16 protein-coding genes are annotated in these 21,997 nt (G+C 59.1%); 6 read left to right on the top strand and 10 right to left on the bottom strand.

The window, feature by feature from the left end; genetic code table 11:
* Positions 1 to 28: 28 nt before the first annotated feature.
* From Q666_RS60005 to Q666_RS59990, 4 genes are all read right to left on the bottom strand, one after another.
* Entirely contained in the window at positions 29 to 490 is a 462-nt protein-coding gene (locus Q666_RS60005; RefSeq protein ID WP_022997961.1) for a hypothetical protein, read from the bottom strand.
* Between the two features lie 259 nt (positions 491 to 749).
* Positions 750 to 1,223 carry a transcription elongation factor GreA gene (gene greA, locus Q666_RS60000; protein WP_022997960.1) on the bottom strand — a complete coding sequence of 158 codons (474 nt, stop codon included), beginning with the start codon at positions 1,221 to 1,223 and terminating at the stop codon, positions 750 to 752.
* 114 nt (positions 1,224 to 1,337) lie between these two features.
* Positions 1,338 to 4,700, bottom strand: a complete 3,363-nt coding sequence (gene carB / locus Q666_RS59995) for a carbamoyl-phosphate synthase large subunit (protein WP_022997959.1) — start codon at positions 4,698 to 4,700, stop codon at positions 1,338 to 1,340.
* A gap of 171 nt (positions 4,701 to 4,871) precedes the next feature.
* On the bottom strand, positions 4,872 to 5,150 hold the full coding sequence (locus Q666_RS59990) for a helix-turn-helix transcriptional regulator (RefSeq protein WP_022997958.1): 279 nt from the start codon (positions 5,148 to 5,150) through the stop codon (positions 4,872 to 4,874).
* An 870-nt stretch (positions 5,151 to 6,020) separates the two neighbouring features.
* Between Q666_RS59990 and Q666_RS59985 the strand changes: the two genes are divergently transcribed.
* Positions 6,021 to 6,458 carry a MerR family transcriptional regulator gene (locus Q666_RS59985; RefSeq protein ID WP_022997956.1) on the top strand — a complete coding sequence of 146 codons (438 nt, stop codon included), beginning with the start codon at positions 6,021 to 6,023 and terminating at the stop codon, positions 6,456 to 6,458.
* A gap of 151 nt (positions 6,459 to 6,609) precedes the next feature.
* Here the strand turns inward: Q666_RS59985 and carA are convergent, their stop codons facing one another.
* Positions 6,610 to 7,794, bottom strand: coding sequence for a glutamine-hydrolyzing carbamoyl-phosphate synthase small subunit (carA, locus tag Q666_RS59980; protein ID WP_031268189.1), 1,185 nt, complete (start codon positions 7,792 to 7,794; stop codon positions 6,610 to 6,612).
* Between the two features lie 245 nt (positions 7,795 to 8,039).
* On the opposite strand from carA, the gene Q666_RS59975 reads away from it, so the two are divergent.
* The 4 genes from Q666_RS59975 to Q666_RS59960 all read left to right on the top strand — a co-directional run bounded on the left by Q666_RS59975 (position 8,040) and on the right by Q666_RS59960 (position 14,558).
* The gene (locus Q666_RS59975) at positions 8,040 to 8,534 is read left to right on the top strand and encodes a GatB/YqeY domain-containing protein (protein WP_051990208.1); all 495 of its coding nucleotides are present in this window, start codon (positions 8,040 to 8,042) and stop codon (positions 8,532 to 8,534) included.
* Positions 8,535 to 8,708: 174 nt separating this feature from the next.
* Complete coding sequence (dnaG, locus tag Q666_RS59970) at positions 8,709 to 10,655, top strand: DNA primase (protein ID WP_022997953.1); 1,947 nt, start codon at positions 8,709 to 8,711, stop codon at positions 10,653 to 10,655.
* A 530-nt stretch (positions 10,656 to 11,185) separates the two neighbouring features.
* Positions 11,186 to 13,174 carry an RNA polymerase sigma factor RpoD gene (gene rpoD / locus Q666_RS59965; protein ID WP_031268185.1) on the top strand — a complete coding sequence of 663 codons (1,989 nt, stop codon included), beginning with the start codon at positions 11,186 to 11,188 and terminating at the stop codon, positions 13,172 to 13,174.
* A 106-nt stretch (positions 13,175 to 13,280) separates the two neighbouring features.
* The gene (locus Q666_RS59960) at positions 13,281 to 14,558 is read left to right on the top strand and encodes a DUF930 domain-containing protein (RefSeq protein ID WP_022997951.1); all 1,278 of its coding nucleotides are present in this window, start codon (positions 13,281 to 13,283) and stop codon (positions 14,556 to 14,558) included.
* A gap of 20 nt (positions 14,559 to 14,578) precedes the next feature.
* Here Q666_RS59960 and Q666_RS59955 read toward each other — a convergent pair whose 3' ends face one another.
* Both Q666_RS59955 and Q666_RS65760 read right to left on the bottom strand, forming a co-directional pair.
* A complete protein-coding gene (locus Q666_RS59955) occupies positions 14,579 to 15,562 on the bottom strand; it encodes a hypothetical protein (RefSeq protein ID WP_022997950.1) in 984 nt (327 codons plus the stop codon).
* Positions 15,563 to 15,618: 56 nt separating this feature from the next.
* Positions 15,619 to 16,713, bottom strand: coding sequence for a PAAR domain-containing protein (locus Q666_RS65760; protein WP_022997949.1), 1,095 nt, complete (start codon positions 16,711 to 16,713; stop codon positions 15,619 to 15,621).
* A 249-nt stretch (positions 16,714 to 16,962) separates the two neighbouring features.
* Between Q666_RS65760 and Q666_RS59950 the strand changes: the two genes are divergently transcribed.
* Positions 16,963 to 18,438 (top strand): MFS transporter, encoded by a 1,476-nt coding sequence (locus tag Q666_RS59950; protein WP_022997948.1) that lies wholly within the window; start codon positions 16,963 to 16,965, stop codon positions 18,436 to 18,438.
* 9 nt (positions 18,439 to 18,447) lie between these two features.
* Here the strand turns inward: Q666_RS59950 and Q666_RS59945 are convergent, their stop codons facing one another.
* From Q666_RS59945 to Q666_RS59935, 3 genes are all read right to left on the bottom strand, one after another.
* Positions 18,448 to 19,917 carry an MFS transporter gene (locus Q666_RS59945; protein ID WP_022997947.1) on the bottom strand — a complete coding sequence of 490 codons (1,470 nt, stop codon included), beginning with the start codon at positions 19,915 to 19,917 and terminating at the stop codon, positions 18,448 to 18,450.
* A 173-nt stretch (positions 19,918 to 20,090) separates the two neighbouring features.
* The gene (locus Q666_RS59940; RefSeq protein WP_022997946.1) at positions 20,091 to 20,642 is read right to left on the bottom strand and encodes an RNA 2'-phosphotransferase; all 552 of its coding nucleotides are present in this window, start codon (positions 20,640 to 20,642) and stop codon (positions 20,091 to 20,093) included.
* Positions 20,643 to 20,807: 165 nt separating this feature from the next.
* Complete coding sequence (locus tag Q666_RS59935; protein WP_022997945.1) at positions 20,808 to 21,962, bottom strand: slipin family protein; 1,155 nt, start codon at positions 21,960 to 21,962, stop codon at positions 20,808 to 20,810.
* Positions 21,963 to 21,997: the final 35 nt, after the last annotated feature.

Genomic DNA, 21,997 nt, shown 5'->3' with positions numbered 1-21,997 from the left:
GATCCGGCAGGCAAGGGCGCCAACAAACTCACGAAGCCAGTTTTTTCACTTTTTTCTGGAGACGCCGGATCAGGGAGATGTCCCTGAGAGCCGCGGTGACCAGTGTAAAGGCGACGGTCACCAGCAGGATGGTCGTCAGTGCCGCAACGGGCAGCATCTGGTCATAGTGGTAGCTGTCGAGCGCCTGGTCGACAGGTTCAATGCCGGAATAGAACCTGCTGCGTATCGTGTCGCTGTAGGTCGTTATGCCAAAGTTGCCATACTTCAGATATTGCAGACCGAAGACGACGAAGAAGACGGCAACAGCCAGAGCGATCAGGTAGCCGGCCATCCGCACGGCGAACACGAAGGAGCTTTCGTGGCGTTGCGCGACGAGGCGCTTGAACATCAGGCGTTCGCGTGCCGTGAGCCTGGAAAACAGAAACCAGCGGTATATCCATAACGGCACCGACGCGATCAACAACCATACAGCAATCGCGTTAAAGACCATTGCAAATCCTCCGACACTTTCCGGTTGTCAGCTTAACGGCTGTGTCGTGGACGTCAAAGGGAAAGCTCTGCTTTTGCTGCGACTTAAGGACAGTCGCAGAACGCGCGTACGTTGCCGGGGAGCGGTGCCAGGCAGGTCCGGGTTCAAAGGGAACCCGGACATTGAAACGGCCAGGGGCAATTTTCAGGCCTGCTAAGACCGGGGACGGTCCCTGCAAAGAGAGGCCAGACCGGGAAGGCTCAACACTGAAAGGCTGGGATCAGACGAAGCGTACGTCCACGATCTCGTAAGACCGGGCACCGCCAGGGGCAGCAACTTCGACACTGTCGCCGATGGACTTGCCAATCAGGGCGCGGGCAATCGGAGAAGAAATAGAGACCTTGTTCTGCTTCACGTCGGATTCGACGTCGCCAACGATCATGTATTTCTTTTCTTCTTCGGTGTCCTCGTCGATGAGGGTGACGGTCGCGCCGAATTTGACGATGTCGCCGGACAGCTTGGTCACATCAATGATTTCAGCGCGGGACAGCTTGTCTTCCAGTTCCGAAATACGGCCTTCGTTCAGGCTCTGGGCTTCTTTAGCCGCATGGTATTCCGCATTTTCCGACAGGTCGCCATGCGCGCGTGCTTCAGCAATCGCCTCGACGATGCGCGGGCGCTCTACCGCGGTACGTTCCTTCAGCTCGTCCTGGAGCATCTTGTACCCGGCGGAGGTCATCGGAACTTTTTCCATTGGTCTCAGACCTTCAGCTTATTGGGTCCCCCTAATCTCGAGGACCGCGCTTTGACAAAAACAAACCAAGCCGGGAAAGGCGCGCTTTCCCGGCCGGTCACGAGTATAATAGCCTTAGCCGAAGTAGGATTGTAAAGGTCTTACTTCAAGGCTCCCAGCTTTATGGGCGGCAATGCCTTTCGCGGCAGCCACTGATCCTGCAAGGGTCGTGTAATACGGTACCTTGTTCAGAAGAGCCGCCCGGCGCATCGACCGGCTGTCGGAGATGGCCTGTGCGCCTTCGGTCGTATTGAAGACGAGCTGGACCTCACCGTTCTTGATAGCATCAACGATATGAGGGCGGCCTTCAAGAACCTTGTTGATCTTCTTCACCGCAATCCCCTTGTCCTCGAGGAACTTCTGGGTGCCGCCGGTGGCGATGATCGTGAAGCCGCCTGCTTCCAGGCTGCGGACGGCGTCAAGCACGCCGGCCTTGTCTTCGTCGCGCATGGAAACGAACACGGTGCCCTTGTCCGGAACCCCTGTGCCGCAGCCGATCTGGGACTTGGCAAAGGCCTTGCCGAAGGCTGTGTCGAGGCCCATGACTTCGCCAGTAGAGCGCATTTCCGGTCCGAGGATCGTGTCGACGCCGGGGAAGCGGGCGAACGGGAAGACAGCTTCCTTGACCGCGATATGGTCGAGTTTCTTCTCGCTGAGACCGAAGGAAGCCAGGCTTTCTCCTGCCATGATGCGGCTGGCGATCTTGGCGACCGGCGCACCGATCGTCTTGGCGACGAAGGGCACGGTGCGCGATGCGCGCGGGTTGACTTCCAGAACGAAGATCTCGCCGTTCTTGATGGCGTATTGCACGTTCATCAGGCCGCCGACTTCCAGTGCCAGAGCCAATGCCGTGGTCTGGCGCTTGAGTTCTTCAAGCATCTCTTCGCCGAGCGAGAACGGCGGCAGGGAGCAGGCGCTGTCGCCGGAATGGATGCCGGCTTCCTCGATGTGCTCCATGATGCCGCAGACGAACACGTCCTTGCCGTCGCAAAGGGCATCGACATCCACCTCGATCGCGCCGTCGAGATAGCGGTCGAACAGAAGCGGGTTGGTGCCCAGCACGGTGTTGATCTGGCCGGTCTTGTCGTTCGGGTACTTTGCCCGCACTTCCGCAGGGACCAGCTCCGGCAGGGTGCCGAGCAGATAGGAGTTGAGGGCTTCTTCGTCGCGAATGATCTGCATGGCACGGCCACCCAGGACATAGGACGGGCGAACCACAAGAGGCAGGCCGAGCTGACCGGCGATGAGGCGACCCTGTTCGACGGAATAGGCGATGCCGTTTTCCGGCTGCTTCATGTCGAGCTTGATCAGAAGCTTCTGGAACCGGTCACGGTCTTCGGCAAGATCGATCATGTCCGGTGACGTGCCGAGGATCGGCACGTCCGCCTTGACCAGCGCCTGCGCCAACTTGAGCGGGGTCTGGCCACCGAACTGGACGATGACGCCGTGCAGCGTGCCGTTCTCCTGCTCCTTGCGCATGATCTCCAGCACGTCTTCAGCGGTCAGCGGCTCGAAGTAGAGGCGGTCGGACGTGTCGTAATCGGTGGAGACGGTTTCCGGGTTGCAGTTGACCATGATGGTCTCGTAGCCCGCGTCTTCCAGCGCGAAGGCGGCATGACAGCAGCAATAGTCGAACTCGATACCCTGGCCGATCCGGTTCGGACCGCCACCCAGAATGACCACCTTCTTCCGGTCGGACGGGTTCGCCTCGCACGCGGGCTGCCCCATGAAGGGAGCCTCGTAGGTGGAATACATATAGGCAGTCGGGGAGGCGAACTCGGCAGCGCAGGTGTCGATGCGCTTGTAGACCGGGTGCACGCCCAGCTGCTTGCGGAGCTTGGCAACGTCCGATGCATCGAGATCGGCAAGGCTTGCCAGGCGCGCGTCGGAAAAGCCCATGGCCTTCAGTTTGCGCAAGTTCGCGGCATCTTTCGGCAGGCCGAGCTTGCGGACCTTCGCTTCCATTTCCAGGATGGCTTCGATCTGCTCCAGGAACCAGGGATTGATGCCGCTGGCCTCGTAGATTTCCTCGACCGTCATGCCAAGGCGCATGGCCTGGGCGACGTTGAGAAGCCGGGTCGGTGTCGGTGTCGAGACGGCAGCGCGCAGGGCGTTGCGGTCGTCGCCCTGATCAAGGCCCGGGATTTCGGTTTCATCAAAGCCGTTCAGGCCCGTTTCCAGACCACGCAATGCCTTCTGCAGGCTTTCGTTGAAGGTCCGGCCAATGGCCATCACTTCGCCGACCGACTTCATGGCAGTGGTCAGGGTTGCTTCGGAGCCCGGAAATTTTTCGAAGGCGAAACGCGGGATCTTGGTGACCACGTAATCGATGGTCGGTTCGAACGATGCCGGGGTCGCGCCGCCGGTGATGTCGTTCTCCAGCTCGTCCAGCGTGTAGCCGACAGCAAGCTTGGCCGCGATCTTGGCAATCGGGAAGCCGGTTGCCTTGGAGGCCAGGGCGGAAGACCGCGACACGCGCGGGTTCATTTCGATGACGACCAGGCGGCCATTGTCCGGATTGACCGCGAACTGCACGTTCGATCCGCCGGTTTCCACGCCGATCTCGCGCAGCACCGCAATCGAGGCGTCGCGCATGATCTGGTATTCCTTGTCGGTCAGCGTCAGGGCCGGCGCGACAGTGATGGAATCACCGGTATGCACGCCCATCGGATCGACGTTCTCGATGGAGCAGATGATGATGCAGTTGTCCGCCGTGTCGCGGACTACTTCCATTTCATATTCCTTCCAGCCGAGCAGGCTCTCGTCGATCAGGACCTGACCGACCGGAGATGCGTCGATGCCGGAGCGGACGATGGTTTCGAATTCTTCCCGGTTATAGGCAACGCCGCCGCCGGTGCCACCCAGGGTGAAGGCGGGGCGGATGATCGCCGGCAGGCCGATCTCGTCGATGGCGCGCATGGCTTCAAGATAGCCGGCATTGCGGTCGTAACCGACGATCCGGCCGTTCTCGTCGTGAATTGCCGGGGAGGAGGCAATTGCCGCGCGCGGGTTTTCCAGGCCGATGACGTCCATCGCAGCCCGGAACTTTTCGCGGTCTTCAGCCTTTTCGATGACATCGGCGCGGGCGCCGATCATTTCCACGCCGTATTTTTCCAGAACACCCATCTGTTCCAGATCGAGTGCGCAGTTCAGCGCGGTCTGGCCCCCCATCGTCGGCAGAAGCGCATCCGGGCGTTCCTTCTCGATGATCTTGGCCACCAGCTCGGGAGTGATCGGCTCGATGTAGGTCGCGTCAGCCAGGTCCGGGTCGGTCATGATCGTCGCCGGGTTCGAGTTGACCAGGATGATGCGATACCCTTCCTCGCGCAGCGCCTTGCAGGCCTGGGTGCCCGAATAATCGAATTCACATGCCTGGCCGATGACAATCGGACCGGCACCAATAATCAGGATGGAAGAGATATCTGTGCGTTTTGGCATCTCGGCTCGCAGCTCGCAGCGGCCTTTCCGGACAGCGGGCTCGCTATTCGGTCTGGCTCGGACATGAGGGTATGACTATGTTGGCTGAGCGCGTCTTATAGGGAAAAGCTGCGCAGGAGGGAACCCCGCCAGGGCGTGAAAGTCGACCTTTTGCGAGCTAAAATCACGACTTTATTCCGGCTTGGCAATTTCGGCGGGTAACGGGATCGTTGTCTGGCCGTCAAAGTCGCCGATCCCTTCCGACAATGCATAGCAGGCAAGGCGGATGGATTTGGGAATTTCAACGGGTCGCCCGTCGCGATTTCCCTTTTCGTAATACTGGATCATGCGCTTCTTCAGGCCCAGACGGTCTGCCGCATCCTTCTGCTTGAGCCCGAGTGCTCGCCGCCAATGGCGGAACTGCTGCGGGGTCATGCCGGGCATGGTGTCTTTGGATTTTGAATCGGCCATTTCGTCTTATTCCAGAATACCTTGGTTGCGGGCATCCCCTTGCGGGTTCGCTCGTCCGGTACTTCTGACAAAAATAACCTTGCTCATCGCTTGTCAATCGAGAAGTGCACAATGTGCTCTTTTGCGTCGATGGAGGTGGTTGAATTTGATGGTAAAATTGACCGTGTGGACAAAAAATTGATATACTTGTTCGGTGCCGTAACGGTTGGTCAAATAAGTGATAAGCTTAGATTTTTCCTTATCTTTTCATGAGGAGTAAGGCTGAATTGATATTCGCGCATAGCGGGTATTGTTGTGTATGTAGCGTTCATTTTCGTCTCGCGGATCACGATTCGTGAACTTTTTTGCCTACATAATATCTAAGGGAAATTCACTAATTGTAATAATCCTCAGGGTTAGGAGTAAGCGAACTAAGTAATTTTCCCTTGGTCGTTGCCGTGAGGTAAAGAAAATTTATTGTGGATTTATATATTCAAGAAAAGTCTAGTTCTTATATTCAGATTATCGATAATTAATATTTGTTCGTGTTTTGGCTAAAGTGCCCCTGAATAAACATTCGTAGTTGCGTGTCCTTTCTCGTAGGTTTTTAGTTTTAGTTTTCGCATAACTGAAACTTCCGTAAAAACTGGGCAATATTCCTAAATTTGGCGTAGATTTTAACTGTCGATCCGGTGTATTAGACTACTGCTTAGTCTCCTATGAGTTTGGCGTTGGGAGCTTCTGAAGCGAAGAGCATTGCGCTTCAAGCTGAGGGGGCTGTAATTGCGGTGCTAGTGGGACCTGATGAACCGGAGGTGGGACCGGCGAGTCGGGAGCGCAGCAAGACCCAGCCAGACTTGGAACAAAAAAGACAAGATCGGGCTTAAAAGTATGAACAATGTAGCAACCAAGATGGTCGTGGTGCCGGATATTGCCGGGCCAGGACAAGAAGTGATGCTTGACGATCGCGCTCTCGCGATCTCTGAAATGTCCGAGCGGTTCGACGTAACCCTCAGGACGCTTCGTTTCTACGAAGAAAAGGGTCTTCTCAATCCGGTTCGCAAGGGCGCACGCCGTTTCTACGGTCCTCGTGACGTTTCGCGGATGCGGGTAATCCTGCAGGCCAAGAAGATCGGCCTCACGCTTGCCGAAATCCGCCGGGTGATCAAGCTGGTCGAAGGCAACGGCAAACGGGAAGACCAGTTCAAGGAACTTCAGGAAATCTGCCTTGCGCAACAGGAAATCCTGGTGGAGCAGAAGCAGATGCTTGACGAGCAGATCGCAGAAGTCGGTCAGATCCTGACGGCATTTGACGAACTGATCGGATAAAGCTTCCGGCATCAGTTATCAAAAAACCCCGGTGTGCACTGCACGCCGGGGTTTTTTATTTGAGACAATGCTGCATTCCGGTGGCGGAGTGGCGTTGGCCGGCTGGTTCGTCAGCCAAACGCTTGTCTGCATTTCCCGGGGCCCGAGTAGGTCAGGCTGCCGATTTCGCGCTTTCCATCAGGTCGGTGAACCGCTTGAACAGGTAGTGGCTATCACGCGGGCCGGGGGATGCTTCCGGGTGATACTGGACGGAAAACACGGGTTTGTCCTTCATCGCCAACCCACAGTTGGATCCGTCGAACAGGGACACATGGGTCTGCTGAACGTTGTCCGGCAGACTGTCCGCATCCACCGCGAAACCATGGTTCATCGACGTGATTTCAACCTTGCCGGTGGTATGGTCGAATACCGGATGATTGGCGCCATGGTGCCCCTGGTGCATCTTGAGGGTCTTGCCGCCAAGCGCCAGAGCGAGCATCTGGTGGCCAAGGCAGATCCCGAACGTGGGAACGCCCGCATCGACAATCTTTCTGATCATCGGCACTGCGTAGTCGCCCGTTGCGGCCGGATCACCGGGGCCGTTTGACAGGAACACGCCATCGGGCGCTTGCGCCAGGACGTCATCCGCCGTCGCGGTCGCAGGGAGAACCGTGACCTCGCAGCCGGCGTCAGCCAGAAGGCGCAGGATGTTGCGCTTGATGCCGTAGTCGATGGCAACGACCTTGAACTTGCCGGCCTTTGCCTCGCCGTAGCCCTCGTCCCATTTCCAGGTTGTCTGGTGCCACTGGTGCGACTGGGTGGTGGAAGCGTCCTTGGCAAGGTCCATACCCACCAGGCCGGGCCAGTTTCTGGCGGCCGTTTTCAGGGCATCGACGTCGAATTTGCCGTCCGGCGAATGCGCGATCACTCCGTTGGGCACGCCTTTTTCACGGATCAGCGCGGTCAGCGCGCGGGTGTCGATGCCGCTGATGCCGATCAGGTTGCGGCTTTTCAGCCAAGCATCGAGATGTTTTGCCGCCCGGTAGTTGGCCGGATCGGTGATGGCGGCTGCCAGCACAACGCCGCGGATGCCGCTGTCTGCGGCCATGTTGACCGTCTCGATGTCTTCATCGTTGGTGCCGACATTGCCAATATGCGGAAATGTGAAGGTGATGATCTGACCGGAATAGGATGGGTCAGTCAGGATCTCCTGGTAACCGGTCATTGCCGTATTAAAGCAAATCTCACCAACGGCTTGGCCGGTTGCGCCGAGGCCCTGTCCCTCGATTACACTGCCGTCGGAGAGCACAAGCAAGGCGGTCGCCGGGGTCTCGGACCATGCGTCTGCAGTCGTCATGTCTTGTTTCCAGATCTTGTTGGTGACATCATGCGCTGCAGGAAGGGCGTCTGCGGCGGGCTGGAAAGCCCGCAAAAGGCCGCCTGCATTAAGCGCGGGACTCTATGGGAAGCGGCTTGGATCGTCAATATTGATCCTCTGAAAAAAGATCTTTAAAATTCAATGGCTTGGCTGAGGAAATGGAATGGCGCCCCTGAGCGCCGGGCCTCAGCGCGGCAGGGGTGGGGTGAACCATGCGCGATGTGATGCGCGAAAGAATCAACGCTGCCCTGAAAGCGGCACAGGACGAAGGCGACAAGCGCAGGTGCGCCACGTTGCGTCTGGTGCAGACCGCTGTGAAGGACCGTGAGGCTGCTGCCCGTGAAAACGGCAAGGACGGCGTCAACGAAACCGAAGTGATTGAGATCCTTCAAAAAATGATCCGTCAGCGGGAAACTTCCGCGGAAGAGTTCGAAAGCAGCGGACAGCTCGACCTGGCCGAGCAGGAGCGCGAAGAGCAGGAAATCATCCGTGAATTTCTGCCCGTTCAGCTCAGCGACGAGGAAATGCAGAAGATCTGCGAAGAGACGGTCAAGGATATCGACGCGCATGGTCTGCGTGACATCGGCCGCTGCATGAACGAACTGAAGAGCCGTTATCCCGGGAAAATGGACTTCGTGCAGGCGTCCTGCCTGGTGAAGGACATGTTGCGCGCTGACGGTGGTGAACAGGGCAGCACCGGGACTGGTAAACAGGACTGAGCCGCTGTTGCAGCCGGTGAGGCTGATGCAAAAATCTTCCAGAAGCCGGGCATGAGGCCCGGCACCACTGGAAACGACCTTCAAGACATTCTATTTTGGTGAACTGACCGGCGGCGCCCGAATGTGCCGATGGCAGGATGCCGTTTTCTGTAATCCGGACCCGTACACTGTTCCATGCGTTTCGAACCGCGCCTACTCGATGAAATTCGTGCCCGTCTGACCTTGTCGGATGTTGTCGGGCGGCGTGTGACCTGGGACAGGCGCAAGACGCAGCCGGGCAAGGGCGACTATTGGGCGTGCTGCCCGTTTCATCAGGAAAAGAGCCCAAGTTTTCACGTCGACGATCGCCGTAACCGCTACAAGTGTTTTGGCTGCGGTGCGTCCGGTGATCATTTTACGTTCCTGTGTGAAACCGAAGGGCTGAGCTTTCCGGAGGCCGTCGAACGCCTTGCCGAACAGTCCGGCGTCGGTCTGCCTGCGCCCGATCCCCAAGCGGCGCGGCGCGAGAAGAAGCGGGCCGGGCTTGCCGATATCTGCGAAATGGCGGCGCAGTTCTTTCAGGCCGAGTTCGCGGGCCCGCGTGGCGACACCGCCCGTGCCTATACGCAAAAACGCGGCCTGACACCCGACACCCTGCGCGAGTTCCGGTTCGGGTTTGCGCCTGAAAGCCGCGATGCGCTGAAGGGATATCTTGCAGCGCGCGAGATTCCGGAAGCTGCAATGATCGAGGCAGGGCTCATCATCAAGCCGGAAGACGGGCGCCCGTCCTACGACCGGTTCCGCGGACGTTTGATGATCCCGATCCAGGATGATCGTGGCCGGGTGGTCGCCTTTGGCGGGCGAACCCTGTCTCCGGACGGACAGCCGAAATATCTGAACTCGCCGGAAACACCCCTGTTTCACAAGGGTGTCATGCTGTTCAACGCCCATCGCGCACGCGAACCCGCCTTCAAAAGCGGCGAGGCAGTGGTGGTGGAGGGCTATCTCGATGCGATCGCCCTCTGGCAGGCGGGCATCCACCATGTGGTCGCGTCCTTGGGCACGGCCTTTACCGAAGATCAGGTGGTGCGGCTCTGGAAATTCGCCCCCGAACCGGTGATCTGCTTTGACGGCGATGCGGCAGGTGTTTCGGCGGCGCATCGCGCCATCGACCGGATCTTTCCGGTGCTCAAGAGCGGCTATTCGTTCCAGTTCTGCTTCCTGCCTGACGGCATGGACCCCGATGACCTCATCAAGCAGCGCGGGGTGGCAGGCTTTCATGACGAAGTCGAGCGGGCACAGTCCCTGTTCGATGTGGTCTGGGAGCGGGAGATTTCCGTTTCACGACTCGATACGCCTGAACGCAAGGCGGCACTGGAAAAGCGGTTCGATGATCTGATTGCCACCATTCGCGACGAGCGGGTGCGCCGACGGTATCAGCTCGATCTCAAGTTCAAGCTGTCGAATCTGTTCTTCGAGCAGGCACGCCAGTCCCGGCAGGGGGGCAAGGGTGGCAAGGGCGGTGGTTCAGCCGACGCGGCGTCTCCGCTCGGCACGGCACGCGAACGGGTTGCTGCCAGCCACGATTTCGGCACCGAACGGCTGGTGCTCGGTTTGAGCATGCGCTTCCCGCATTTGCTCGACAGGAACTTCGAGCGGTTTTCCAGGTTGCCTTTTGCCAATGACCTCCACAGGCAACTGCGGGACATTCTGTGCCGGATCGTCGACGATCTGGAAGCGACGCCCATTTCCGACCTGACCAGCGCATTCGAGGAACCGCTTCGGAACATCATGGGCGAAATGATGCTCGAAACCATCGGCATGCAGCAGCAACGTGGTGCGGAATTTTCCGCGCTGATCCATCGCTTCCCGCTTCTGAAATCCAACCCGCCGGAGGATTTCATCGAAGCGGCCTATCTGCACTTTCTCGATGTCCTGGAGCTCAATGCGCTGGAAGACGAACTCTCCTCCGAGCTTGCTACCGCGGACGAGCAACTCGATGAGCATTCCTGGATGCGCATCCAGGCCCTGACGCAGGACCTCAGCCGGAGGCGAGAGGAATGTGCGCGCGATGAAGCCGACCTTGCCGAGCGCGCCAAAAAGATCCGTACGGCACCTCCTGTGGCCGTGGCAGCTCATTGACGGAATGGCTTGCCGGTGGCTTAAACGAAGAGCAGCGGACCTTCAGTTGCGGAAAAGGGAACTTTTGGAGCAGCGACCCGTTTTCTGGCGACGAACCGGCATTGGGCCTGAAAATGCCCTCTTTGGTGTGCGCAGGAGCACAAAAATGGCATTTTCCAATTGACCGGTGACGAATCACACTTGCGAATCGCGTGAGCCGAGCTAAATAGAACCTTTGCAGCCCTCAAGCGCCGGAGCTTTCAAGCCTGCTCGCGGCAAAAGTCTTAATATAGCTGCAACCCGAACGAACACCTTTTACGCATCCGTTTCCGGATGCCGACAGAAAAGGCCGTGTGCTGCGTCGATGCTGAAATATGCCAATGTCGAAAAGTGTACGGTTAATTGGGACTTAAGGGACACGGCTTACAAACCTAACCGCAGTGATTCTTTCAGACGCCGCCGCACCACATGCTGGCGCGCTGGGGGTGAATTGGGTTGAAGCCAAACAAAGGGCGCGGCGTGGCCGGACCGGCCGCGAACTGGAGCACGATATGGTAGCCAAAGCGACACAAGCAGACGACACACAGGAGCAGAGCACGGACGGCCCTGACGGCCCTCTGCTGGACCTGTCGGATGCCGCTGTCAAAAAGATGATCAAAGCCGCCAAGAAACGCGGCTATGTCACCTATGATGAACTGAACGAGGTTCTGCCCTCGGAGCAGGTGTCTTCGGAAAAGATCGAAGACACCATGTCCATGCTTTCCGACATGGGCATCAACGTGATCGATTCCGACGAAGCCGAAGAAGGCCCGGAAGAAGTCGATGGCGGCGATCTGGTTGCCGCAAGCACGACGGCACTTGCCAAGAGCACCACGAAAGAGCCTGCCGACCGCACCGACGATCCCGTGCGCATGTATCTGCGCGAGATGGGGTCGGTCGAGCTGCTGTCGCGTGAAGGCGAAATCGCGATTGCCAAGCGCATCGAGGCTGGCCGCGAGGCGATGATTGCGGGTCTTTGTGAAAGCCCGCTGACTTTCCAGGCCATCATCATCTGGCGTGACGAGTTGAACGAAGCCCAGGTTCTTCTGCGCGACATTATCGATCTGGAAGCAACCTATGCCGGCCCTGATGCCAAGGCCGGCCCGGCCGTTGCCAATGACGATGTGGCGCCGGGCGAAGGCAATTCGGAAAACTCCGGCGGTGCGTCTGAAGACACCGAAAACGAAAGCGAAGACGGTGACGGCGAGGATGACGACGACGAGTTCGAATCCAACGTTTCCCTGTCCGCGATGGAAGCCGAGCTGAAGCCGGGCGTCCTGGAAACCTTCGACAACATCGCCGACAACTACAAGAAGCTTCGCCGCCTGCAGGATCAGCTGGTGGAAAACAAGCTGGCCAACAAGACCCTGTCGCCAAGCCAGGAGCGCCGCTACAAGAAGCTGAAAGAAGACATCATCGTTGATGTGAAGAGCCTGTCGCTCAACCAGAACCGTATCGACGCCCTGGTTGCCCAGCTCTATGACATCAACAAGCGCCTGATGGGCTATGAAGGCCGTCTGCTGCGTCTGGCCGACAGCTACAATGTCGACCGCACGGACTTCCTGAAGCAGTATCAGGGTGCCGAGCTCGACCCGAACTGGCTGCGCAAGGTTGCCAATCTTTCCACGCGCGGCTGGAAAAACTTCATCGCGAAGGAAAAGGAAACCGTTCGCGAGCTGCGTCAGGACATCCAGACGCTGGCCACCGAAACCGGGCTCGAAATCACCGAATTCCGCCGCATCGTTGCAATGGTGCAGAAGGGCGAGCGCGAGGCACGTATCGCGAAGAAGGAAATGGTCGAGGCGAACCTGCGTCTCGTGATCTCCATCGCGAAGAAATACACCAACCGCGGCCTGCAGTTCCTGGATCTGATCCAGGAAGGCAACATCGGCCTGATGAAGGCGGTGGACAAGTTCGAATACCGGCGCGGCTACAAGTTCTCCACCTATGCGACATGGTGGATCCGGCAGGCGATCACCCGTTCGATCGCCGACCAGGCCCGTACCATCCGTATTCCGGTGCACATGATCGAAACGATCAACAAGATCGTGCGTACGTCGCGCCAGATGCTGCATGAAATCGGACGCGAGCCGACCCCGGAAGAGCTGGCAGAAAAGCTGCAGATGCCGCTGGAGAAGGTTCGCAAGGTTCTGAAGATCGCCAAGGAACCGATCTCGCTCGAAACACCGATTGGTGACGAGGAAGATTCGCATCTGGGCGACTTCATCGAGGACAAGAACGCGGTTCTGCCCATCGATGCGGCCATCCAGTCGAACCTGCGCGAAACGACCACCCGCGTGCTCGCCTCGCTCACTCCGCGTGAGGAACGCGTGCTGCGCATGCGCTTCGGTATCGGCATGAACACCGACCACACTCTGGAAGAAGTCGGGCAGCAGTTCTCGGTTACCCGTGAACGTATCCGCCAGATCGAAGCGAAGGCGCTGCGCAAGCTGAAGCACCCGAGCCGGTCTCGCAAGCTGCGTTCGTTCCTGGACAGCTAAGCTGCCGGGAAGAGCTTGAAACATCAAAGAACCCGGCGGAGACGCCGGGTTTTTTTGAAACTTCGAACCTGAATTCAACCGGCAACTTTGCTTTAAGGGCGCTCTATTGGCCATCACCGCCGACATGGACCGGAACATGGTCGGGATCGAGCCTGCGGACCGGCGGCTTTTCCTGGGGGGGCTGGTGGTCTCCGCCGTGCTGCACGCGTTTGTGGCTTTGATGCTGCTGGAAGGCGTATCCGGCTATACGACCCAGCCCTTGCAGGACGTGGTTGAAGTCGAACTGCTGCCCCCGCCGCCGCAGGAGGAAGAGACGCCACCTGTGGAACTTGAGCAACCTGAACCGGAGCAGGAAGAGGTGGAAACACCCGAACAGCCCGAGCCGCCGGAACAGGAGCAGGCCGAGGAAGCCCCGCCGCCACCTCCACCACCGCCAGCGTCCGCTCGCGAAGACCTTGCCGAGACGCCCGAACAACCGCCAGAACCGTCCGTTCTGCAGGAAGTGACCGAGTTCGGCGAAGAAGACACGGGGCTGCAAGGGGAAGAGGAAACGCCGCCGGCATCCGCGGAAAGCGCATCCTCGGAGAGTGAGCAGCCGGCGGAAACCGACGCGCAGACGGATGAGGCCCAGGCGGGCGAAACGGACGCCGGCGAAGGGGAGGGTGAGGGCGAAGGTCAGGAGACCGAGGCTGCCGAAACCGACGCGCCGCAGGAGGATGCTTCGGAAGAAGCACAGGATACCGCCGCTGAAGACGTCGCTGATGATAGCGAAGCTCCTGAGGAGGCCTCAGACGTTGCCGAAACACCCGAACAGCCGGAGGCCCTGCCAGAGGAGACCGTTGGAACCGGCGCGGAAACGGACACGGCTGAAACCGGAGAGCAGCCCGCCGAAGACTTCGGAATTGTCGGACCGATCGCAACGAACAAGACGCCCGCTCCCAAACCACCGAAACCGGTGGCTTCGCCTCAACGCGACCAGGCAGGAGGAGGGAGGGCATCAGGCGGCTCGGAAGGACCTCCAGCCGGAATGATTGCGGCTCGGGAACTTTATTCCCGCGATATTCTGGATGATCCGCAGGCACGCACGGCCATGCGCGGCATGACCGAGGGCCAGCGGCTGAACCTCTTGTGCATGACCGAGTTGAGAGAGCAGATTGCTTCCGTCAGTTCCTTGCCGCCGGAACTGCTGCCGTCTTTCCGGCCTCGGGGCGGTAACGTTCTGCAGCCGCGTATCGCCGCTTTCCGCAGTCTTGGCCGCTGGTTCGACGTGGCTTTCCGCTGCGAGACGGACAGCGGCGTGACGCGTGTGGAGCGGTTCTCCTTCAAGATCGGCAAGGAGATCCCGCAAAGCCAGTGGCTGGAACGGGGACTGACGGGGTTCTGACCCCGCCAGTTTGACTGACCTCAGGACTGACTCTTGAATTGCAGCGACGCGTTGGCGATTTCGTGCGCACGCATGTTCACCGCCCAATTGTAGAACGAGGTCTTGCGAGAGGGGCCGAGTATGGAACTGATGATCACGTGCGACGGTGTCTTCATCGCCAGCGCGGTGAATTCCAGCGGCTCATCGCTTTCACTCGTGCGGGCACCGACGGTCACTTCGGTGGCTTCGATAAACGGCGGGTCGAGCGTCACTGCTTTCGACGTCGCACCCGCGTCGAAAATGATGTCGGAACCTTCGAACTCCCGTCTGGTCTTGCCCAGTTCCTGAACAAGGTCTACCGGCTGCTGTGCGCTGATCGCCTTCAGCCTGGCAAACCCGAGGATCTCGCCGTTGGAGCCCGTGCGGGCAAAGTCGATGGCCATGCGATCGGCTAGACCGGATTGCGGCTGGTTGACATGCCAGGACGCCGGGAAGAAGAAGCCGATGTCCTGGAACAGGGAAAAGTTGCTCCAGTCCTCGATCACGTTCGGCTGCCTGACCTGCTCGGTGCGGAAGGACCTGACGGCCATGTTGACGACGTCCGAAAGGGAAGCAAACTCGCTGGAAGGAACAAAGGCCTGGATCAGGATCAGCGTATTGCCATTCACCGTGACGGTGACGAGGCCGCGCAGTTCGTGGCCTTCGGCTCTGACGAAGCAGCTTGCGCGTGCGCGGCGAGCATCGATCGGCTGCAGGGTGTCGACATGCCAGGACGACAGGGAGCAGTAGTATTCGAGCCAGTGTGCGGCCGAGATTTCGTTGTTGAGGAGAATGCCGATCACCTGGACGGAGATATTCGTGGCCTGGGGAGGCTCGAAAACCGCAATGATGGTGGGGCTGTCCACCGTGAGGGGCTGCTCGTTGACCTGCTTTACCTCCCAGCTTCCGGGAAGCAGAAGCTGGAACGCAAACGGGGCCGGGCTGATTGCGGTCAGTTCGGCGGCGACATAGTCCTCAGTGGTCATTCCGATTATTACCCTTGGGTGTTCCTGCCGGCGGTCTCGAGTGCAAAACCACCTGTCTAATAAACTCCGACAAAGACCTTGAAGCCCGCCATCGGACCGGCCCCTGCCTTGGCTTCCGCAGTCACGCCATAGGCGCCACCGATTTTTCCTGCCTGCGCGCTGGCCCCGGCTGCAGCCCCGACACCGGCTTCTCCGCGGCCTCCGATTCGAAGGCCGTGGTCATAGGCACTGTCGAGCGTTCGTTTCGCCGGATCTCCGCTCACCCAGCTCAAAAACGGGCCAAGGGTGTTGTCGTACAGGGTTTTGGGACTGATGTTAATGGTGCCTTCGGCGCTGGCCTGTACCAGAACGAGTTCACCTCCGATTTTGCCTTCCACTCCCGCAAAATCTTCGGATTTTCTGAAGCCGACACCGCCTTCGGCTGAAGCGGACAAGGCTTCGCCTTCCACCTTGCCACCGACAAGCCCGTTGAGTGTCTTGCCTTCGGCCTTTCCGGTGATGGCGGCAACCTTTGCATTTGCATAAGCTCCAGCGGCAAAATCCCCGTTGATATCGCCGGATATGCCGAGCTTTGCCTCCGCGCTCGCCTCGGTCTTGAAATGACCGCCTTCCGATTCCCAGAAGGTCTTTTCCTTGCTGAACAGCTCATACTCGTATTCGGCGCTGACTTCAGCGTTCTCCTTCAGCTGGTCCTTGAGCGACCGCTTCTCGGTTTCCGGCGTCTTGATGCCTTTCGAGTTGTATCGTTCCTTGTAGGGCTTCTCGATACCCGTCTCCGCGCCGGCAGAGAACTTGTGCGGACTTTTTGCCGGAGGCGCTGCGCCGCCTGCTCCTCCGCCTCCGCCACCACCGCCTTGCGTTCCGATCAGAACCGTTGGCAGGCCGGTTATTATTGTTCCGGCCTTTGCGGTCAGATCTGTCATTCGCGCAGCAGGGCTGCCTTCGACCAGAACCGTCCACGCACCCGTAATGATGGGGTCACCACCAGCTGGAGGCGGCGGTCCGACGCAAACGCACATGTCGCCAACACGTGCCTGCGGCAGCTTGCCGGTAAGCACGGTATAGGCGCCTTTCCATACGATTGGCGCGGGAACCCCCATGCACATGGGACAGGTATGCAGGTCGGTGAGACGAGCGGCAGGAAAACCCATAAATGAACCGGTCTTAATAAAACTGCCGGATCATCGGAAAGTTGTTTCACACTGTCAATACTGCTTATCGCGACCAGGAGACGGCTCGTGCATGAAGAAGACCTTCGTTGCTGCAGAACAGGCAAAGGTCACCCGAGTTGAGGCGGCCGTTTTCTTCGAATGAAAGTTTACGCTACGACAATCACCAGAATTTCATAACCGTCAGTCTATCCTTCTCCTGCTTTCCCGATTGGCAAACGGAGGGATTATATGAGCGACGTCCGGCAGACCTTCTCCACCGCATCAGTTGCAAGCCTCGATAGTCCGCAGGCCTACATCGAGGAGACACCGATCTGGCGCGATGGTACGGATGTCGACAGTTCCATCCTGACCGGCATGCAGTGGCGAATCTGGTGGCTGGCCTGTGCCGGCAAGTTCTTTGAAGGCATGGTTGTCTTCATGACCGGCATCGCCCTGCCGCTGATCGGGCGGGAATTCAAATTGACAGCGGTGGAGCACGGGCTTGTCAGTTCGGCGATCCTGTTCGGCATCCTGATCGGGGCGACAGCACTGGGCGGGCTTGCGGACCGGTTCGGACGACGGGCGATGTTCATTGTCGAGATGGCGCTCTTCATCGCCTTTCTGCTGATGCTTTCGATAGCGCCGAACCTTTCGATTACCCTGATAGCGCTCTTCGGTGTCGGCCTGGCGCTCGGCTGTGACTATCCGACGGCGCATATGGTGATCTCGGAGAACATTCCGGCGCGGGCACGGGGACGGATGGTTCTGGGAGCCTTCAGTTTTCAGGCAGTCGGGGCATTGTCGGGTACAGGGCTTGCCTTTCTGACGCTCACCTGGTTTCCGGATCCCGAAGCCTGGCGCTGGATGTATCTGACGGCCGTTCCGCCTGCTCTTCTGATCCTGGCCGGCCGCTTCTTTGTTCCGGAAAGCTCCAACTGGCTGATCGTGAGGGGACGGGTAGCAGAAGCGGAAACCGCGCTGCTGAGATTGCTGAACCGGCGCCCCAGATATCCAAGCGAGATTTCGCTGAAGGCTGAAACAGCCGCTTCGCCGCATGCGCACAAGGTCAAGTGGAGCCGGTTCCTGACAGACCGGAAACTGTGCAAGGCGACGATCTTTGCGTCGGTTCCCTGGTTCCTGCAGGATCTCGGGACATATGGCATCGGCATTTTCACGCCGGTCATCCTGGCCAGTTCAATTGGCAGCAAGCGCGAGCACGCACAGTCGCTCTCTGATCTGGTCTACAATGATCTGCTTGCGGCGAAAGGTGCCGCCCTGATCGACGTGCTGCTGATTGTCGGCATTGTCTTTGCGGTGATGTTCACTGACCGGATCGGCCGTGTCCGCCTTCAGGTGATCGGTTTCATTGGCTGCGCCGTTGGTCTGGCGATTGCGGCTTCAGGCAACCATGCAGGACCCGGATGGGACGTCCCTCTGATCTTTGCAGGCTTCATGCTGTTCAACTTCATGACCAACATGGGTCCGAATGCGCAGACCTACCTGATTGCCGGCGAGGTGTTTCCTGTCGCCTATCGCGGCACGGGGGCGGGCCTTGCGGCGTCCTTCGCCAAGATCGGCGCCGTTCTGACTGCCTTCCTGTTTCCAATTCTACTCAAGGACCTGGGAACGGACGTGCTGCTGGCTGGCCTCGTGGTTACCTCGCTGCTGGGGGCGGTGGTGACGTGGGTCTACCGGATCGAGACGCGCGGTGCCGGCCTTGGGTGAGGAGGGCGGCTATTCGTTTGCGATGGCGTTTTCCCGCGCAGTCAATCTGTGACGTAGCACCAGCATCGCCAGGGCTGGAACCAATGTCAGGCCCGCATTGATGTAGAAGACGGAGGCGCCGGACCGCGCGACGGCCTCCCGGGTGAGCAGTTCTTCCGATCCCGGTGCAACAAGACCGGTGACAATTGCGATCAGTCCGGTAAGGCCGCCGCCGATGGCAATACCGGCAGAGGAAATGGTCGGCAGGATGCTGGAGACCAGGTTCTGGTCTTCTCCCTCGGCGGTGTACATCAGCGAACGCATCAGGATCTGGTTGCACAGCCCGTGGCCGGCACCGGCAACCACGGCAGCGAGCGCAAACAGAGGCAACGATGCGGTCGTGATCGCAAGAGCAGTGAGGGTCAAGCCGCCGGCGATCAGGAACGGACCGGTCGTCAGATAGGTCAGCTCGCGCTGCCGCGACGGTGCACGGGAAGAGATGACGGCGAAGATCGACCAGGAGAAGGCGAGCCCGGCGGCAACATAACTTGCCTGCGTCACGCTGAGACCCCAGTAGACCTGGCCGACCGTCGTCACGAAAACCGCCCGCACCGCAGCGGCAGCGGAAATGAGGAACACGATCCAGGTGCCGAGGCCGATCAGGGTCTGCGCCCGGAAGGCATCGCGCGGGAAAAGGCGATGCGGGCTTGCGGCGTCAAAGGTCAGCAGCAGCGCTGCGGTTGCCAGACCGGCTGCAATCGTCAGGGCAAGCGGCAGGGGCGCATGCAGCTCGCCTATCACGGTCAGGAGAAAGATGCTTGCTGCCAGCAGGGCAAGGCGAACCAGCAAACGGACCGGCAATCTTCTGGCCGTGGGGTCGCTGGCCGTGGCCGGACGCACTGCGCGCGCAGGCAAGGCCGTGTTCATCAGGACGAACAGCAGCAACACGAAGGGTATGTTGATCAGGAAGGCGGCGCGCCACGACCAGAGTTCGGACAGCAAGCCGGCCGAAACCGGCCCGATACCGGCTGCAACGGCCCAGACGCCTGCCAGCAAGGCAAAGACACGCGGGGCAATGTTGCTGGGGAAGAGATCCGGGATCAGCGAATAGCACAGCGCGATGATCATGCCTTCGCCGAAGCCCTGCAGGGCGCGTCCGGCAATTAGCCCTTCCAGAGATGTCGAGAGACCCGCGAGCACCGATCCACCCGCTAGCAGGAGCGACGCCAACAGGAAGGGACTGCGGGCACCGAAACGGACCTTTGCTGCGCCAGTGAGGCAGCCCGCCAGGATTGCCATCATTTCAAAAGAGGAAAATACCCAGAATGCTCGGTCCTGCCCGCCAAGATCTCGGATGATGTCCGGCAGGACTGCGGTGGTAACAAAGCCGTTTATGGCGTGGGATCCGACCCCCAGCACCAGCGCCAGTGTGCCGGCCGCGCGTTCCGGTGAAAAGAGTGACGGGCTGACGGGCGGAAGCGCTGGCGAGCTGATGGACATGACAACCTCGATAAAGAAAGTATTTTCTTTATATATTGAGCTTCGGAAATAAAGAAAGAAATTTATTTTTTTATTTTAGCGCCGATATGCGTCAGGGTTTAGCCGTCGAAGGCCCTTGGTTCATGCCGGCCCGGACGATGTAACCAGGGATGCCGAATTCGCGAAGAGACCTATTATGGATGGGTTTCTGTCAGTGCCAGGAAATGTGCGGGAACGGCATCCGTCAGCCAAACGCCGTTCTCCGTTCTGTAAAACGTGTGCCCCACGGCCTGCATTGCGCTGGCCGCGACCTGAAGAATTGCAGGTTTGCCGTGACGACTTCCGACCTTGTGCGCGGTGTCGCGATCCGGTGACAGATGCACATGGTGCCGCGCCATAGGTTTCAGGCCTTCGGCCAGAATGGGCGGCAGAAAGCGTGTTGCCGTTCCGTGGAACAGGAACTCCGGAGGCTGTAAAGCTGTGAGGCCCAGTTCAATGTCAATCGAATGACCCTGACGTGCGCGAATGTGTTTGCCGTCTTCGGAGAACTCGAAGCGTTTCTTGTCGTTGGTCGCGACGATTCTTTCCAGCTGATCCCTTTTGCAATCAAGGCCGAGGGCTCTGAAGGCGCCAAGGACATCAGCTACGTCAGCCCAACCGCTGTCTGACAGCATTAAACCGGCGTCTTCCGGTTTGTGTCTTAGCCAGAAAGACAGGCGTTTCGAGATCTTTGTGTCTGTTTTCATTGTCTTTTTCTTTAAAAGTATATTGTTTTCAATTTCTGGGATCCCTGCGAAAGCGGGCGAGCGCACCCTCAATCGAGGTGGCCTGGTGACAGGACCTGAACAGCCAGGGCCTGCAAGGGCCTTGCTGAAACAGAAACGGCGCAGGTTGCCCCGCGCCGTTCTGGCTCATGCTGCGTTGTCGTCCCGAAGCCGGACGAGGTCGTTCATGAGGCCTCCGGTTCCGTTGTGGACCGTGAGCCGGTCGACCTTGCCGGCAATGGCTTCGAGCGCTTCGAGCTCCTTGAGCCGAAGCATGACCGGGTTTTCAGCCATGACCTTGGCCGTGTTGAGAAGCGAACGGGTTGCGTTCGTTTCTTCACGGCGCCGGATCACGTTGGCTTCGGCTTCCTTTTCAGCTGCCACCACCTTGTTGAGGATCTCGCGCATTTCGCCCGGAAGGATCACGTCCTTGAGGACGATGTCGGAGACCTCGACACCGATTTCAGCCATGTCGGCCTTGATCTTTCCGGCAGCTTCCGCGTTGACCTCCCCCTTCTTTTCAAGGATCTGGTCGAGCTTGAGCGCGCCGAGCTGCTTGCGGAACACAAGCTGCAAGGCCCGGTAGAGCGTGTCGGTGAAGTCCTTCACCTCGGTTGCGGCCTTCACCGGGTCAACCACACGGTAATCCGCGGAGAGGTTGATCCGGATGGTAACGCGGTCGAGGGTCAAGACTTCCTGACCGGTGACGTCGAGAGCCTGACGCTTGAGGTCGATGACCTTCTGCGTCACGGTTCGGCCTGCCTTCCAGAAGGCATGCACCCCGGCTTCAAGCACCTTGGTGAGCACGCCATCCATGAAGAGGAGGGCGACACTACCGTCGGTCACCGGCACGATCACGAATTGCTGCGTCTGACGGGCATCCCCGAGCCGGCGCATGAGCTTCTGCGTGAGGGCCGGGTCGGCAGCCGTGTCGATGACCTCGAAGGTCCACGGGCCGGCATCCGTCCACAGGACAAGCCGCTCATCCGGGCCAAGCACGGTGTGGATACGGTTGTCCCGTTCCACAATCGCCACTTCACCCGGTCCGGTCCGGATAACGGTCAAGTGCTCTTCGGCAACTTGCGGAAGCTTATCGAAGAGCGCCTTCTCGTAGGCCGACCGGAACTGAGGCATTGCCATCGACTGGCGCTCGATCACCAGGGTGCCACGGCCATTTTCGAGGCTGTGTTCACCGGGTCCGAGAATGCCCTTGAGCTCTCCCTTGCAGATGTGGAGAGCCCGTTCCGTTTCAGAAATCACTACGCGGGTCCGCCCGCGGATCTTGTCGAGAAAAGTCGTCATTTCGATAATCCTTCCAATGCACTAAGGCACGTGGT

Source organism: Labrenzia sp. C1B70, assembly GCF_000475395.1.
GTDB classification, from domain to species: Bacteria; Pseudomonadota; Alphaproteobacteria; order Rhizobiales; family Stappiaceae; genus Roseibium; species Roseibium algicola.
Note: the sequence above shows the minus strand (reverse complement) of the source record. Positions and strands in the feature narration are given on the sequence as shown.

What these genes read in the sequence shown, in the direction of transcription:
- Q666_RS60005 (WP_022997961.1), bottom strand. Translation starts at nt 490, where the DNA reads ATGGTCTTTAACGCGATTGCTGTATGGTTGTTGATCGCGTCGGTGCCG.
- greA (WP_022997960.1), bottom strand. Translation starts at nt 1,223, where the DNA reads ATGGAAAAAGTTCCGATGACCTCCGCCGGGTACAAGATGCTCCAGGAC.
- carB (WP_022997959.1), bottom strand. Translation starts at nt 4,700, where the DNA reads ATGCCAAAACGCACAGATATCTCTTCCATCCTGATTATTGGTGCCGGT.
- Q666_RS59990 (WP_022997958.1), bottom strand. Translation starts at nt 5,150, where the DNA reads ATGGCCGATTCAAAATCCAAAGACACCATGCCCGGCATGACCCCGCAG.
- Q666_RS59985 (WP_022997956.1), top strand. Translation starts at nt 6,021, where the DNA reads ATGAACAATGTAGCAACCAAGATGGTCGTGGTGCCGGATATTGCCGGG.
- carA (WP_031268189.1), bottom strand. Translation starts at nt 7,794, where the DNA reads ATGACGACTGCAGACGCATGGTCCGAGACCCCGGCGACCGCCTTGCTT.
- Q666_RS59975 (WP_051990208.1), top strand. Translation starts at nt 8,040, where the DNA reads ATGCGCGAAAGAATCAACGCTGCCCTGAAAGCGGCACAGGACGAAGGC.
- dnaG (WP_022997953.1), top strand. Translation starts at nt 8,709, where the DNA reads ATGCGTTTCGAACCGCGCCTACTCGATGAAATTCGTGCCCGTCTGACC.
- rpoD (WP_031268185.1), top strand. Translation starts at nt 11,186, where the DNA reads ATGGTAGCCAAAGCGACACAAGCAGACGACACACAGGAGCAGAGCACG.
- Q666_RS59955 (WP_022997950.1), bottom strand. Translation starts at nt 15,562, where the DNA reads ATGACCACTGAGGACTATGTCGCCGCCGAACTGACCGCAATCAGCCCG.
- Q666_RS65760 (WP_022997949.1), bottom strand. Translation starts at nt 16,713, where the DNA reads ATGGGTTTTCCTGCCGCTCGTCTCACCGACCTGCATACCTGTCCCATG.
- Q666_RS59950 (WP_022997948.1), top strand. Translation starts at nt 16,963, where the DNA reads ATGAGCGACGTCCGGCAGACCTTCTCCACCGCATCAGTTGCAAGCCTC.
- Q666_RS59945 (WP_022997947.1), bottom strand. Translation starts at nt 19,917, where the DNA reads ATGTCCATCAGCTCGCCAGCGCTTCCGCCCGTCAGCCCGTCACTCTTT.
- Q666_RS59940 (WP_022997946.1), bottom strand. Translation starts at nt 20,642, where the DNA reads ATGAAAACAGACACAAAGATCTCGAAACGCCTGTCTTTCTGGCTAAGA.
- Q666_RS59935 (WP_022997945.1), bottom strand. Translation starts at nt 21,962, where the DNA reads ATGACGACTTTTCTCGACAAGATCCGCGGGCGGACCCGCGTAGTGATT.